The organism is Priestia abyssalis, from assembly GCF_002019595.1.
Lineage (GTDB): Bacteria > Bacillota > Bacilli > Bacillales > Bacillaceae_H > Bacillus_BA > Bacillus_BA abyssalis.
In genome coordinates, this window is sequence record NZ_KV917369.1 from 2,319,455 (window position 1) to 2,334,144 (window position 14,690).

At 41.6% G+C, this 14,690-nt stretch carries 14 protein-coding genes and 3 pseudogenes; 11 read left to right on the forward strand and 6 right to left on the reverse strand.

The features are described from left to right. The first annotated feature begins 69 nt into the window (after positions 1-69). From BK575_RS10815 to BK575_RS10825, 3 genes are read left to right on the forward strand one after another with little or no spacing between them, the layout of a single operon-like run. A complete protein-coding gene (locus BK575_RS10815; RefSeq protein WP_078410372.1) occupies positions 70-2,034 on the forward strand; it encodes a putative thiazole-containing bacteriocin maturation protein in 1,965 nt (654 codons plus the stop codon). Beyond that, on the forward strand, positions 2,031-3,974 hold the full coding sequence (locus tag BK575_RS10820; RefSeq protein WP_078410373.1) for a TOMM precursor leader peptide-binding protein: 1,944 nt from the start codon (positions 2,031-2,033) through the stop codon (positions 3,972-3,974). The genes BK575_RS10815 and BK575_RS10820 overlap by 4 nt, the downstream gene beginning before the upstream one ends. A gap of 22 nt (positions 3,975-3,996) precedes the next feature. After that, positions 3,997-5,574: a SagB family peptide dehydrogenase gene (locus BK575_RS10825; protein ID WP_078410374.1), complete on the forward strand. Its 1,578-nt coding sequence runs from the start codon at positions 3,997-3,999 to the stop codon at positions 5,572-5,574. A gap of 90 nt (positions 5,575-5,664) precedes the next feature. Here the strand turns inward: BK575_RS10825 and BK575_RS10830 are convergent, their stop codons facing one another. Further along, positions 5,665-5,904, reverse strand: coding sequence for a hypothetical protein (locus BK575_RS10830; RefSeq protein ID WP_078410375.1), 240 nt, complete (start codon positions 5,902-5,904; stop codon positions 5,665-5,667). Between the two features lie 581 nt (positions 5,905-6,485). On the opposite strand from BK575_RS10830, the gene BK575_RS10835 reads away from it, so the two are divergent. The 3 genes and pseudogenes from BK575_RS10835 to BK575_RS10845 all read left to right on the forward strand — a co-directional run. Continuing rightward, positions 6,486-6,755, forward strand: a complete 270-nt coding sequence (locus BK575_RS10835; RefSeq protein WP_235867364.1) for a hypothetical protein — start codon at positions 6,486-6,488, stop codon at positions 6,753-6,755. Between the two features lie 284 nt (positions 6,756-7,039). Continuing rightward, positions 7,040-7,354: a pyrimidine/purine nucleoside phosphorylase gene (ppnP, locus tag BK575_RS10840; RefSeq protein ID WP_078410377.1), complete on the forward strand. Its 315-nt coding sequence runs from the start codon at positions 7,040-7,042 to the stop codon at positions 7,352-7,354. A gap of 83 nt (positions 7,355-7,437) precedes the next feature. Continuing rightward, positions 7,438-7,634: pseudogene (locus tag BK575_RS10845) on the forward strand (endonuclease/exonuclease/phosphatase family protein); the annotation flags it as partial. Between the two features lie 646 nt (positions 7,635-8,280). Here BK575_RS10845 and BK575_RS10850 read toward each other — a convergent pair. The 3 genes from BK575_RS10850 to BK575_RS10860 form a co-directional block, all read right to left on the reverse strand. After that, entirely contained in the window at positions 8,281-8,685 is a 405-nt protein-coding gene (locus BK575_RS10850; protein ID WP_235867365.1) for a four-helix bundle copper-binding protein, read from the reverse strand. A gap of 111 nt (positions 8,686-8,796) precedes the next feature. Further along, positions 8,797-9,105 carry a hypothetical protein gene (locus tag BK575_RS10855; protein ID WP_139368016.1) on the reverse strand — a complete coding sequence of 103 codons (309 nt, stop codon included), beginning with the start codon at positions 9,103-9,105 and terminating at the stop codon, positions 8,797-8,799. A 331-nt stretch (positions 9,106-9,436) separates the two neighbouring features. Then, a complete protein-coding gene (locus BK575_RS10860; RefSeq protein ID WP_078410378.1) occupies positions 9,437-10,066 on the reverse strand; it encodes a DUF2238 domain-containing protein in 630 nt (209 codons plus the stop codon). Between the two features lie 262 nt (positions 10,067-10,328). Here BK575_RS10860 and BK575_RS28025 point away from each other — a divergent pair. Continuing rightward, a pseudogene (locus tag BK575_RS28025) lies at positions 10,329-10,400 on the forward strand (IS6 family transposase); the annotation flags it as partial. 4 nt (positions 10,401-10,404) lie between these two features. Here BK575_RS28025 and BK575_RS28030 read toward each other — a convergent pair. After that, a pseudogene (locus tag BK575_RS28030) lies at positions 10,405-10,524 on the reverse strand (IS6 family transposase); the annotation flags it as partial. A gap of 215 nt (positions 10,525-10,739) precedes the next feature. Here BK575_RS28030 and BK575_RS10865 point away from each other — a divergent pair. Genes BK575_RS10865 through BK575_RS10875 form a run of 3 tightly spaced genes read left to right on the forward strand, consistent with a single transcriptional unit; the run spans position 10,740 to position 13,164 of the window. After that, the gene (locus BK575_RS10865; RefSeq protein ID WP_078410379.1) at positions 10,740-11,495 is read left to right on the forward strand and encodes a GTP cyclohydrolase II; all 756 of its coding nucleotides are present in this window, start codon (positions 10,740-10,742) and stop codon (positions 11,493-11,495) included. Further along, positions 11,488-12,582: a bifunctional diaminohydroxyphosphoribosylaminopyrimidine deaminase/5-amino-6-(5-phosphoribosylamino)uracil reductase RibD gene (gene ribD / locus BK575_RS10870; protein WP_078410380.1), complete on the forward strand. Its 1,095-nt coding sequence runs from the start codon at positions 11,488-11,490 to the stop codon at positions 12,580-12,582. Before BK575_RS10865 ends, ribD begins: the two co-directional genes overlap by 8 nt. A 12-nt stretch (positions 12,583-12,594) precedes the next feature. After that, complete coding sequence (locus BK575_RS10875; RefSeq protein ID WP_078410381.1) at positions 12,595-13,164, forward strand: 5' nucleotidase, NT5C type; 570 nt, start codon at positions 12,595-12,597, stop codon at positions 13,162-13,164. A gap of 119 nt (positions 13,165-13,283) precedes the next feature. On the opposite strand, the gene BK575_RS10880 is transcribed toward BK575_RS10875, so the two are convergent. Then, complete coding sequence (locus BK575_RS10880; RefSeq protein WP_078410382.1) at positions 13,284-13,820, reverse strand: helix-turn-helix domain-containing protein; 537 nt, start codon at positions 13,818-13,820, stop codon at positions 13,284-13,286. Positions 13,821-14,006: 186 nt separating this feature from the next. Between BK575_RS10880 and BK575_RS10885 the strand changes: the two genes are divergently transcribed. Then, a complete protein-coding gene (locus BK575_RS10885) occupies positions 14,007-14,651 on the forward strand; it encodes an alpha/beta hydrolase (RefSeq protein WP_078410383.1) in 645 nt (214 codons plus the stop codon). Positions 14,652-14,690 lie beyond the last annotated feature (39 nt).

Below are 14,690 nucleotides of genomic sequence, written 5' to 3' on the forward strand. Positions count from 1 at the left end.
CGATACATAGGATGATAGTGGAAGAGATGATGCAGATTTGAGAACAGCTCAAGGGTAAGGAGGAGCGGAATGACAAATTTGATTCCTTCTATGCGTCTGAAAGTGAAAAGGGACACATTTTTTCTCCCTGATCCAAACAGTGGTGTATATTTTCGGAACAACATAAGCTCGTTTCATATGGAAGGTAATGGAATTGATCAGTGGGTTGAAAAGCTGATGCCGATGTTCAATGGGGAGTACACATTAGAAGATTTGACAGCTGGATTGCCGGGGCCATACCGGAATCGGGTGTATGAAATTGCAGATGTGCTGTATCGAAACGGGTTTGTTCGGGATGTGAGCCAAGATCGTCCGCATGAATTGGCGGATCAGGTTCTTAAAAAGTATGCTTCTCAAATTGAGTTTTTGGACAGTCTCAGCGATTCGGGGGCGTATCGTTTTCAAGCTTTTCGTCAGGCAAGAGTGTTGGCGGCTGGCTCTGGTCCTATTTTTGTTTCGTTGGTTTCTGCGTTGATTGAATCAGGATTGCCCAAGTTCCATGCCATAATCACGGACTCAGCATCCACCAATAGACAACGATTAATGGAACTCGCAGCACACGCTCGTAAAACAGACCATGATGTAATGGTTAAGGAGATTGCCGTAAAGAAGGAGGGTGTGGGTTCCTGGTGTGAAATTGTGCAGCCATTTGATTCGATTTTGTATGTGTCGCAGGAAGGGGATGTAGAAGAACTGCGGGCTCTTCATGCGGTTTGCAGAGAGGAGAAGAAATTGTTCCTGCCTGCTATATGTCTGCAGCAGGCAGGACTGGCGGGTCCGCTAGTGCATCCGGACTCTGAAAACTGCTGGGAGTCTTTGTGGCGCCGCATACATCAATCTGGACTTTGCAATGACCAGCAATTATCCACTTTCTCTTCTACGGCGGGAGCGATGTTGGCCAATGTGATCGTGTTTGAATTGTTTAAAGAGATGACAGGAGTGACCGAATCGGAACAGAAGAATCGATTTTTCCTGCTTGATCTGGATACATTGGAAGGAAACTGGCATTCATTCAAGCCTCATCCGCTTGTGACCGGATGTACATCGGCTGAATGGATTGAAGATTTCGATATGCGAATTGAACAAGGCTTGCGCAGAGGTGAACCGGGTAAATTGCTTCTTTACTTCAACCAGTTGACATCAGAGGTATCAGGGATTTTCCATATTTGGGAGGAGGGGGACTTAAAGCAGCTGCCGCTGGCTCAATGCCGCGTTCAGGCAGTCGACCCGTTGTCGGAGGGGCCGGCTGAGTTGCTGCCTGACATTGTCTGTACAAGTTTGACGCATGAGGAGGCACGGAGAGAGGCAGGATTGGCCGGGATTGAAGCGTATGTATCGCGAATGGCCGGTCTGTTCGTGACGACTCTGCCTCCTTATCAGGAAGCAAAGGGAAGGATGATAGAAGCAGATGAAATTATAGGTGTCGGAGCGGGCGAAACGTTTGCGGAAGGTGTTTGCCGCGGGTTGCAAAAGTGTTTAGCCGAGGAGTTGAGCAAGCAACAGGTCAATCAGCAGAATCTTGTTACTCGGATTCAGTTAGGGGCGATAGAAGATGAACGCTGCCGATTTTATTTACAGGCGCTGACTACGATGCAGGGAACACCAATAATTGGCTTAGGAGAGGAAGTGTCCGGCTTCCCTGTAGTATGGGTAGGTACGAACGGCCGCTGGTATGCCACTGTAGGTTTAAATCTAACAATGGCGTTGCGAAATGCGTTACAACAGGCGCTTATGGAGGCCCAAAACGAAACTATTTTCCTCACGAAGCAAGCGCTCGAGGTTTCAACGGTGCATCTGGAAGAAACAGTACCGTTAAAACTTGTGATCCCCGCGTGTGAAGAGACGGCACAACCCGAGACTTTGCGGTCTGCTATACAAGTCTTGGAACGAAACCGCAAACGGCTTTTGGTCTTTGAACCAGCAGCGGAGCCATTTTTGAACGAGGAACTGGCAGGAGTATTTGGTGTGCTAATACGAGAGGAGGAATCCCGGTGAGTGCTGTCGTGGTGATTGTCGGAGAAGGATTGCTGGCGGACTTTGTTTGCGGGGAACTGTCCGCCGCATACCAGGTCATTCGTCATACCGATTTTGGGGAAGGAGTACCGGAATCAACTGATCTGGTTCTGGTATTGCACGATGCCTGGAATCCCTCCGTTCATCAAAAAGCGGAAGAGGCGTTACGTCCAACCGCCATCCCTTGGCTGCGAGGCTTTGTTTCATTTGGAGAAGGTGTGATTGGGCCGCTTGTTCGTTCGGATACACAGGGGTGCTCCCAGTGTGCGGAAATAAGACGTCTCATGGCAGGGCGCGACCGGAAAGAGATGTGGGAGTTACAGCAGAGGTTTGCGGAAAAAGAAAGAATGCCAAGTGACGCGTGGGCATCGCGCATGGGGCTTTTACAGATGGCTCGTCTGCTCGGGGCAGAGGTACAGAGGGTATTGCAAGGTAATCAGTCTCACTTGGAAGGACGGATATTTTTAATCAATTTAAGAACATTGAAGAGTTCACGGCATTTCTTTCTGCCCGATCCATTGTGTCCAGTTTGCAGTCAACTGCCTGACGATTCACCGGATGCGGCCCGAATTTCGCTGCAGCCAAGTCTGAAAATAAGCCCTGACAGTTATCGCTCCCGGTCAATGGATGATTTGAATAAAGTTCTAGTCAAAGACTATTTGGATCATCGGACTGGCTTTTTGAATGGTAAAATGTATGACCTTGTGCCGCCATTTGCCGATGTAAGTGTTAATCTGCCATTGTTAGGGGGGGACGAGGGAGCGGCAGGACGGACCCATTCCTACGCGGTAAGCGAGTTGACTGCCATTTTGGAGGGGGTGGAGCGGTATTGCGGTCTGGCCCCCCGCGGCAAACGGACAGTGGTCCATGACAGTTTCCTCAATCTGGAAGAGCAGGCGCTCAATCCTATTAAGGTAGGCGTGCACGCGATGGAACAGTATGCGAAGCCAAGTTTCCCATTCAAACCGTTCGATCCGGATCGCCCGATTAATTGGGTATGGGGCTATTCGTTTTTGCAAGAGCGACCGATTCTGGTTCCAGAATTACTTGCCTATTACAGCTTAGGCTGCGGGAAGGGATTTGTCTATGAAACTTCCAACGGATGCGCATTAGGCGGAAGCTTGGAGGAGGCCATTTTCTACGGTATTTTGGAAGTGGTGGAGCGTGATTCGTTCTTGATGACCTGGTACGCGCAGCTGACTCTTCCGCGTCTTGATCCCTCTTCGGCTAATGACCAAGAATTGCAGTTGATGGTCGAACGCGTGCGGGCGGTGGCCGGATATGATCTGCATTTGTTTAACTCGACGATGGAGCACGGAGTTCCAAGCGTTTTGGCATTGGCGAAAAACAGGAAGCAAAAAGGATTGAATATTATTTGTGCGGCCGGAGCTCATCCGGATCCGGTACGGGCGGTGAAAAGCGCGGTTCACGAGCTGGCCGGCATGATGCTGACACTTGACGGAAAACTTGAGGCGAACCGGAAGGAGTATATGAAAATGCTGCGAGATTCTTCTCTCGTGCAGAAGATGGATGATCATGGCATGCTGTACGGTTTGCCGCAAGCAGAGGAGCGGCTGCAGTTTTTGCTGGAAGATAATCGTCCGCTGCGAACGTTTGCTGAGGAATTCAAGTGGAAGGCGGGGCATGCAGACTTGACCGATGATTTGAAGGAGATCCTTCAGGTGTTTCGCCGATTGAACCTCGATGTGATTGTGGTGGATCAGACGACACCGGAAACGATGCGAAACGGACTGCATTGCGTGAAGGTATTGATTCCGGGGATGCTGCCAATGACATTCGGACACCACCTTACTCGCCTAACAGGACTGGAGAGGGTGCTCCGGGTACCAATGGAACTCGGATATGCGAAACATCCGCTGACACTCGAACAGCTCAATCCGCATCCGCATCCGTTTCCATAAGCGGTGACTAGGGGGTAGGAGGATGGGTCTAGAGACATTTCTGCACAATCTACATTTTGACATTGACAAGGCAAGCCCGCCGGACCGGGAAGTGGATTGGGAAGATGCACCACTTGTGTATAAGCTCTACCGTGGCTTGCCTGTTGTTCCGCTTTCTTCGGAAGTTCCGCTGGCCCTTGAAGGACAGGAAGAACCCGCAAAGCCTGACCTTCGCAGAATCGGTCATTTTCTCTGGTATGTATTCGGTCTTACTCAATTTTGCCAGTCAGTCTTTCCTTTAGATTCCACAGAGCAAGCGGCCGACCTAATGCAGTCCTATCGGCGGTTTGCTCCTTCCGGCGGGGCATTGTATCCAAACGAATTGTACGTGTATTTGAAGATGGAGGATTTGCCTGCAGGGGTGTACCATTATGATGTAGCACACCATCGCTTGGTGTTGCTGCGTGAAGGAAATTTCGATTCATATATAGCGAAGGCTCTCGGGAATCGCTGTGATATGTCTGCTTGTTTTGGTACTGTTTTTGTGTCAACAATGTTTTGGAAAAATTTTTTTAAATACCATAATTTTGCTTACCGCCTGCAAGGATTGGATGCCGGTGTAGTGATTGGACAGTTACTGGAAGTGGCGAAACGGTTTGGCTTTGCATCGGGGGTGTACTTCCAATTTCTCGATCGGGCCATCAACCATCTGCTTGGGTTATCTGAACTAGAGGAGAGCGTGTATGCGGTTATCCCACTTTCGGTGGAACCTACAATCTGGTCTGCTAACGGGCGAGACATAGATAGAACGGTCTCTGCGTCCGAATTGTGCCGAGAGTTGACGGAGATTAGGCACGATCACTACGTCCGATCAAGAAGGGACATAGAGTATCCGATGTTAACCAAAATGAATGAAGCATCCATGCTGGAATCAACGCGATCGTTTCGGCAAATCAAGGAGAAGGAGAGGGTGAATGGTGAGACTCAATCGGTAGCTCTGCCTCACATGAAGCGGTTGTCGTATGATTTTGCGGATGTTTGCCGAAAACGGTATTCAGCGGACATGGATTTCGTTTTAGGGAAGGTAAGTCAACAGCAGCTGGCCGCACTGCTGAAGGAGGCGACGGCTTCCTTTTCATATCGAAACGATCTAGATGCAGCACACAAGAAGCATGATTCCCGCGTCTCCTTGTACGGCTGTTTGCACAATGCTGAAGGCATTCCGGATGGGGCCTATCATTATGACAGTGATGCACATGCACTGCAACAGATACATCCCGGAGATCATCGGCTCCGGCTGCAATACGGAATGTCTCTGGATAATGTGAATTTGTTTCAAGTCCCGCTTTGCCTGCATGTAGCAGGGGATAAGGATCACTTCATAACCGCTTTTGGATACAGAGGATATCGCATCCAGCAGATGGAAGCAGGTATGCTTGTACAGCGATTACTGTTAGCGGCGTCAGCTATCGGGATGGGGGGACACCCGCTCTTAGGGTTTGATGTGAACGTGTGTGATGAGATTTACAAGATGGAGCCGCAAGGAAAAACGAGCCTGATTCAAATCCCGATCGGTCCCTATCGACCGCGTCCCTGGTTGAGAGGAAGTTTGCGTAGTTAAGTATAGATAAAGGCAAGCCTGCATAGACCAGCTTGCCTTCTTTAATGATTCTAATCCAACTTATTTACGCGAGAACATGATGCTGATCTTCTATTGTTTAGGTAGAACGGTTTTCATTTGTCTACTCATGATCCTACTTGTAATTGGTTGTTCGGCCGCCTGTAATCTCTCATTTCCACGCCCTCTTGTCATTCCATAAGTGGCAATAGCCCCAATCACCAGACTTAATAATGAAATGATCATGCCTGTGTTATTACGTTTCTTCCCGAACATCCACCTATTACTGCGGTCAAAATTAAACAAGGACGTTAACCAACGTAAGTTGTTCATTTTACGAATCCCTCTTTGATATTTGGTTGGAAGAAAATCATCTTCCATCATCTCTAGTTTTTGATGACTTTACGGATATATACTGAGAAAAATTACGCTATTTAGCATATTTAGCGAGTTTTATGACAGGATAGTAATCATCAAGAAAAAGCCAAGGTACCGATGCCTTGGCTTTTTTCTTGATGATTACTGTGAATCGTCTTCCATTTGTTCGGAAGGTTCTTCGCTTGGATCTGGCTCGTCTTCATCGACACCATTGCAGCCGAAGAGAAATCCCAGAGATAATACTGTAGACATAAGAACAAATAAATATTTTCTTTTCTTCAAAGTGTTTGTGCTCCCTTCGAATCGAAGTTTCTGCTTTTATCATCGACTTTAAGAAAAAAGAATATGTAACCTTTTTTCTACCAGTTTTTTCTTTGAGCAATACAATCCTTTAGTTAACTAAATCGTGATTGAATTCCATAACCGTGTGGATTTGAGCCTGTACACTAAATAAAAACTAATAAAAAGTTAGACCTTTCCTAACATTTCTCCATATGATAAAGCATCTATCTAATTATTAAAGAAAGGTGATAAGTATGAATAGACACTATAGGCCGATACATGGCGGATGGGGACACGCAAGTTGGGGACATGGCCAAGGTCATGCGACGTGGGGGCACGGAACACCTGTGGGATATCATGGTTGGGGCTATCATCCAGGATTTGCAGCAGGTACTGTTACAGGTTTAGCAGTTGGAGCCGCAGCATCTCCGCCGGCTCCATACCCTGTGCCTGTTTATCCACCTTATCCATACCCTTATCCATACCCTTATCCATATCCAGTCCCATATTATCCTCAAAGCTAAATTATCTAAAATAAATCAGCCGCTTCCTGATTCCTATGTAACAGAAAGCGGCAATATTTTCTTAGAATGATTTGGTTTAGAAGATATTCTGTTCCCTTGGACATCAGCTTACCTTTTTTTCTGCAGCAACATTGTAAAATAGTATCTAAATAAAAGCCAATCATACATATTGAAGTGTTAAGAAATAACACGCATCCACATCTATCTAAAATTTTAAAAATTTCTGTTTAATTCGACAATATTCTATGGTAAATTAAGAAAATAACCCGAAAGGATGAATAGAGATGTCACAAATTGAAAATGTTACGATCATCAAGAAAGCGAATGTTTATTTTGATGGAAAAGTAACGAGCAGAACGGTTTTATTTCCAGATGGTACTAAGAAGACGTTAGGAATCATGCTTCCAGGCGAATATGAGTTTTCTACTTCATTGAAAGAAGAAATGGAGATTGCAGCGGGAAATTTGGAATATAAATTAGACGGGCAGGATTGGCAAACAATTGATGGAAGTGGTGTCTTCTATGTTCCAGCAAATGAAAAATTCCAATTAAAGGTACATACAGTTGCTGATTATTGTTGTTCGTATCTTGCTGAGTAGTACAAAAGAGCAGTCATATGGCTGCTCTTTTTTGCTGGGAGAAAAGAGCAATTCCATTCTTTGATAAAATTTAAGGATGAAAATTGCAAATAAAGGTCATGACCTATAACATTCACCATGGCAAGGAGGTTTGTACAGAATCGCTGAAGTTATCGAAAAAAGCGATGCAGACATTATCGGGCTTAACGAGGTTGATAAACACTTTTCCAAGCGCAGTAACTATGAAGATCAGATTAGTTGGCTTGCCAAACAATTAAACATGCACCACGCCTTCAGTCCGCCTCGATTATTTTTTCACGAACTTCCGGCGGGATTGAGGCCGATGCTTCGTCCAAATTTTGTTGAAATGATTTATTTTTTGCCATGGTGATTTCCTTCTTCCTTTTGCCCATAGTTTTTCAAGAAAACGACCAATCATTCCTTCTCTTACAAAAAGATATATAGTACAGCTTTAAAACAAAGTTTGTCTGTTTAATGGTGAGAATGGAAGGTTTTGTCCATAATAAAAGAAACAATATTTAGGTAGGTGAGACGATGGAAATGCACAAGCCTGTAAGTAATGGAAACAGCTGGATGATAGCCAATTTAACACAGGAACAACAACAGCAGATTCAGCAGTTCGAGGAACAACTGGGTCTTGTACTAATCGCATACATGGATGCTGACAGTGTGGACCTAGACACAGCACCCAAGGGTGGTTAAGGTTTTATTACCTTAGCTTTTTTAATTTTCCTTATAAAAATGTTTACTCTAACATTACCTGTAAAGATCACGGAATAAAGAGACTGTTCCATAAGTCATAAGCAAGCCTCAAAAAAACTATTTTTTACTGAAGGGACCCGTCAATGAATCCTTGATTTTACTGGATTCTCATGACGGATCCTTTCGTTTTTTCTTTACTTAATTATTGTTAAACAAATGATCAATTAAAATCTCGCTCCGGCAAACTCTCGACACTCGTGAGCACAGTTTAAGCAAATTTGACCGCAAGCCTCTGATACTTTATCAGAATGATTTAAACAATGGTTTCCGCAGGCCTCGCATACTTGAGCGCATAAAGAAGCAAGCGATTTGGCAAATTGGCTTTGACTTGCAACATACTGAGCGGTCAATGTGCAAATATTAGCGCAATCAGATAGTAGTTTTAGTTGTTTTTGTCTAGATTGTATATCCTCCATTTTAAGTATTTCATTTCTTGTATATTCGCATGTGGCTTCACAGTTTTGAACCATCTGTAAAGTTTGGTACTGAGGAAAGCGGTAAGTGTTTTGATAAACCGCCATAGGATGATGAACGATCATCGGATAAGTCATCATATTAGTTCGGTACATTTATTTTAATGATCCTCCTTTCTTTTTTAATGGACACTTCACGAGTACATGTTCTTTCATATTCAAACGAACCCCTCAACTAAAAGCAGGGACAATTTCAGCTTTTAGTTTTTAAAACATTTCATTCATCTCCCAAGATTCGACGGTTAAATAGGCAGTATGCGGATCCATGCCTTTCCCGATTAAATAGGTCATCGCAGCAACTTCTTGTAATGCATGCTTATATGAAGTTGCTTTTGCCTCCTTTAAGCCATATTTCACAAAAGGAGCGATGGTCGTTAAAGTTTGTGATTTCAAGTGAGGGTATAACGGTTGTTTGATTTGTTGATCTGCCCACATCTCAGACTGAGGGTATTGCGGAAACTGCCTAATATGTTGAGGTTGATAATAAGACATATCGTAAGGGTATAAAGGATTCATTTTTAACTCCCTTTCCTGTTATTGATTGCATTTAGTAATATACTATGTTCCACGAATGTCCCAGGAACTAAGCATATGCCTATATACGCCGAATCGTGCATGGCTTATTTTAGGTTTTATTTTATAAGGGAATAATTTCCTCAGATTTGCGAACTTTATAAGTAAGATTTCCAGTGGTTTTGCCTTATTTGTGTTTAGCATGATTGTTTATAGAGCCTTTAAAAAGAAATTCCTCGAGGTGTAAAGAGAGTGGGTTCAATCCAAAATAAAAAGGAAAAAAAGCTCATTATTTTCGCTGTTATTGTACTAATTCTTTATTTATCACCTTTGTTTATTCTTTTAAGCCTTCTTTTTTTAACAGTCTGTCATGCAGTCTGGAGAGGAGCAGTAACGCAACAATCGAACCAATTAAGGTCCACAACATATCCCATTGTGTATCCCAAATATCGCCCTGCGTTCCTAGAAAGTCTTTAGAGGCTCTTCCTCCTTTTGTTATTTTAGAAACTAACCATTCGATAATCTCGTACAACGCAGAGATTGCCAATGACATACTTATGACAATGGTAAATAGCCAGGGGCCTTTCGTTAATTCGGTTTTCCGTAATAAGATTTCTCTCAATACAATCGCAAATAATCCCTTCAGCAAATGTCCAAATCGGTCGTAATGATTTCGTTTCAAATCGTATACATCCTTTATCCAATCAAAAAGAGGAACTTTTGAATAGATGTAATGACCACCGACAAACATACTAACGGCTAAAATTGTAATAATGACATAAGAGAGAGTAGTGAGGCGAAATTTATTGTATGCTGCTATTACGATGATCAACCCGATAATGGCAGGGCCAACCTCCAATGCCCATGTCGAGTATCTTGCCGGCTTAATAACCGACCATATAAAAACTGAGATAACAACTAATAGTAAATATAGATGAATCGTTGTACTTTTACCTTTTATCACTTTTTCACTCCTATAGTAAGGTTTTTTGCTTACAGTATTTGAAAATGCGCAGTTTCCTATGCAGGATACTTGGAACTGGTTGCCTTAGTTGCTCCGAATATTGGATTTTGTACACTTAAGGACAGATTTTCGAGGAGAGTAAACTCGTTTCGCTGATCTTGTTGTCGTACTAGCATTAACTGAGGAAAAGAGCATGATTTAAATTTGAAAAGTATGGGGCAAAAAACTCCTTGGGCGACAAGGAGTTTTTTTGTGTCTATATCTTGTGGAAATGATGGAGGAACGAGGATTATCGATGGCTCACACGACCATTATGCGTTGGGTTTATCAATATAGGGTTCTGGTATCTTTTTTGCTTCTTCTAACTCTTTAATTGCTACTGGATAAGCTGGATTCTTATCTACAGTAATGACACGAGGAGTGGATACATGTAAAAAAGCCAAGGCTTTTTTCAAAAAACGATACGAGTTTCAAAAAAGGATGCTTTCCCAAGATGGAAAGCTTGATATTTCAAGGTTTCGTCCTACTGTTTCTTGCAATAGGTAGTGGAGACCAAATCAAGAAATCATTAGTCATCAATCAAATGTATGAAATTGGAACATTGAGTAATTAATGCATCCATTCTAATGAAAAAACTCAAATTGAACAAAATAAAAACAAAGGAGTGATTTAAATGGCTGAGACTAAATTTGATTCGAAAGTTCTTTCTGTCTTAGAAGATAAAATTCAACTGATTAAAACTGCAAAGGGGGCTATTTATTTAGTAGGTCCAATTCGGCTCCCAGTTAATTTGTATGGAGAAACTGTTGAATTCAACTGGTATTGCTGGCTAAATTGTGATGAAGTAACAGAGAATTTTGAAAGAATTATTGACAAGTTATCCTCTGTCAATTTAGCTGAATTTCAACAATCGAGTGTCCTCTCCTATGGCGACTTTGAATATGGCGATGATGCAATTATTCGTATGCATTCGATTTGTCATACAGGTGACATTTTTGGAAGCAAACGGTGCGATTGTGGATTTCAGTTAAAACAATCGATGAAAATGATTGTTGAACATGGAACCGGTGCATTATTTTATTTAGCCAATCATGAAGGAAGAGGCATTGGCTTATTCAGTAAGGCAATGGCTTATATCCTTCAGGAAAACGGCTATGACACTGTGGAAGCAAATCAAGCGCTTGGTTTTGTCGATGATTCAAGAAATTATAGTGATGCTATACAGGTTTTAAAAGCATTAAGAAGCAAACCTGTTACCCTCATAACCAACAACCCTAAAAAATTAGACGCTCTAAAAAACTCTGGCTTAACTGTATCAGGAAGAGAACCGTTATGGGGTGATGTATCAGAGTATAATGAAAAATACCTTGAAACAAAAATAAATCGATCCGGTCATATGAGAGATGAGGATACCTGTTGCAATGACTAGCCATGAATTCTATATGGACTTAGCCTTACAAAATGCACAGGCAATGAAAGGTCAGACAGACCCCAATCCCTTAGTTGGTTCTGTCATTGTAAATGAGAACCGAATTGTGGGGATCGGTACGCATTTGAAGGCAGGAGAACCACACGCTGAAATTCATGCTCTTCGTATGGCAGGTGAAAAAGCCAGAGGCGGAACTATTTATGTTACCCTGGAACCTTGCTCACATCATGGAAGAACCGGACCATGTGCTGTTGCAATCAGAGAAGCTGGGTTAAAAAAAGTGGTCATTGCAACCCTCGACCCTAATCCTGTTGTTTCGGGGAATGGCGTTAAAATACTTGAGGATGCAGGAATTGAAGTGATTATTGGTGTTCGACAAGAAGAATCAAGACAAATGAACGAGGTTTTTAATAAATTTATTGTTCAAAAAAAGCCATTTGTTACATTAAAAGCTGGTATTACATTAGACGGAAAAATCGCCACTCACTCTTCTGACAGTAAATGGATTACATCTGAAGAATCCAGGCTGGACGTACATCAACTAAGAAATGAAAATATGGCTATTCTTGTTGGAGTTAATACAGTGGTTAAAGATGATCCTGAACTGACTGCAAGAATACCAAACGGGCGTAACCCAATTCGCGTTATACTGGATTCCAATTTGAAAATTCCTTTAAGTTCGAAGGTTGTAGTCGATAAACAAGCTAAAACTTGGATTTTTACCAGTCAAAATGTTGACTTAGATAAAGAAAAAACACTCTTAGCAAATGGAATAAAGGTCATTCGGACAAGTGGATTAAAAAATGTTGATGTAAACGATGTAGTAGAAATATTGGGAGAGAATCTTATTTCATCCTTACTACTTGAAGGTGGGGGCACCATAAGCGCATCTTTCTTAGAAAATCATTTGATCGATAAAGCGGTCTTATATTTTGCCCCAAAATTAATTGGAGGGAAAGATGCTCCGACCTTTTTGGAAGGCGTAGGTATCAGTAAAATGAGAGATGCAATTGAATTATCCGATACAGAGATTATAAAGATCGGGAAAGATTTTAAATTTATTGGATATCCAATATACAGTAAATGAGGAAGTTTAGCGATGAGACTTGGATTCGACATTGATGATACACTGATAGATTTAAGAGAACATGCCTTTCATATTTATAATAAAAAACTGGAGCAAAAAGTTCCAATCGATGTTTTTCAAAGGCTAGAAAGGGTAGAAATACATGAACCCTTTGGATTAACAGAAGAACAAGGTAGAGAAATGTGGAATTCTTCTTTGGAGGAAATATACTATACTTCTTGCCCACCCTTTCCAAATGCGATAGAAACATTACAAGAATTAGACAAGAAAGGTCATGAAATTTATTATATTACATCAAGACCGAAAGAACATGGTGAACGGACAAAGGAATGGCTAAAAAGCCAAGGCTTTCCGGTACAGGATGAACGGTTCTTCTATGGCATGCAAGACTATGAAAAGGTACAAATTATAAAAAAACTAAAACTCGATTACTACTTTGACGATAAGCCGGAAGTTCTAAACACCCTGTTAAATGAAGAAAAAACAAAAGTAGTTGTAAGGGACCAATCTTATAATCGGCATTTGAAGTTCCCAAGGATATTAGATTGGACAGACCTAAAAAAGGTCATTAAGGATCTATAATTTAAACCTATAATTTCAATTGTTGAAAATGGTTTTGTTAATAAGTATTCGTACATTTTTTGATGACAAAATAAAAAGCCAGGATTATAAAGTAAATCCTGGCTTTAGGTTAAATTTTTTTAAAGTACTGAGCCTTCGGTATAGATTGCGATTAAAACTTTGGCAATGTCATCTCCAATATTTTTAACGTAGTGAGGGACACTTGCGCACCAGCTGAACGTGTCTCCTTGTTCTAAAAAATAGGAGTCTTCTCCTTGTTCTGCGAGAATTTTTCCCTTAAGGACTAAGTGGCACTCTTCCCCTTCATGTGCATTTTCCCCCCCAGTAGAAGCACCTGGGGGGAATTCCACCAATCTAATGCTTAATCCACCTCTTGAAGCTAAATGCTCTACTTTTAAGTTTGACTCCTTAGAAGTTGTTACTTCTCGTTCATTTTTTCGTATAACCGTCATGTGTTCATCTTTTTCTAAAAGAAGATAGGGTAAAGGAACTTTTAAGAAAGCTGCGATTGTTTGTAAGGTGCTGATTGACGGAGAAGTGTTATTGTTTTCAACATTACTTATAAATCCCTTCGAAAGACCAGTTTCCTCACACATTTGTGCAATAGTTATTTTTTTTCTATTTCTAATGGCACGTATTTTAGAGCCGATATCCATGTTTATCACCTCGAGTAGTTTTCTAATAGTAAACTTTATTTCATATTAGCAAAAAATCCATTGACAATCCATATTTGTGTTTGGTATTTTATAAGAGAACAAAAATTCATATAAGGAAACTTCAAAAAGACAAACATTTTATTATGTTTTTTATCATGCCATGTTATATACTAGGAGGTTTTGCAAATGGAAACTGAAATGATTTATGAACTTCGCCGTCCTAAGAAGATTATTTCTGGGAAAAAGTATCCCGCATTGTTTGTTATGCATGGTATAGGAAGCAATGAACAAAATATGCTTTCACTCGTTAACGGTCTAGAGGATTCCTTCTTTATTTTTAGTGTAAGGGGACATTTGACTCAAGGACCGGGATTTGCCTACTTTACAATCCAGGGCTATGGAAAACCACATCGAGAAGTATTCGATGACGGAATTAGTAAATTAGCTAAGTTTATTGATTATGCATCAATAAACTATGAAATAGACCCGGAACAGTTATACTTGTTGGGCTTTAGCCAAGGAGCCATTGTTTCAATGACATTAGCACTCACCCTTGGAAACAAAATTAAGGGTGTAGTAGCGCTAAGTGGTTATATTCCTCAATTTGTAAAGGAAGAATACATGATCAACCAAGGGAAGCATTTATCAGTGTTTATATCACACGGAGAATATGATCAGGTCCTGCCATATGAGTGGGGGAAAGAAAATGTCGATTATTTTACTAAGCTTGGGGTTCCCGTGACTTTTAAATCTTATCCGGAAGGGCACACAGTATCTGAAAAAAATCTTCAGGATTTTCAATCTTGGATTTCAAATGATTTACGAAGATAATAAATCCAAAATACAAAAAAATAGGGAGGGAAATAAAAA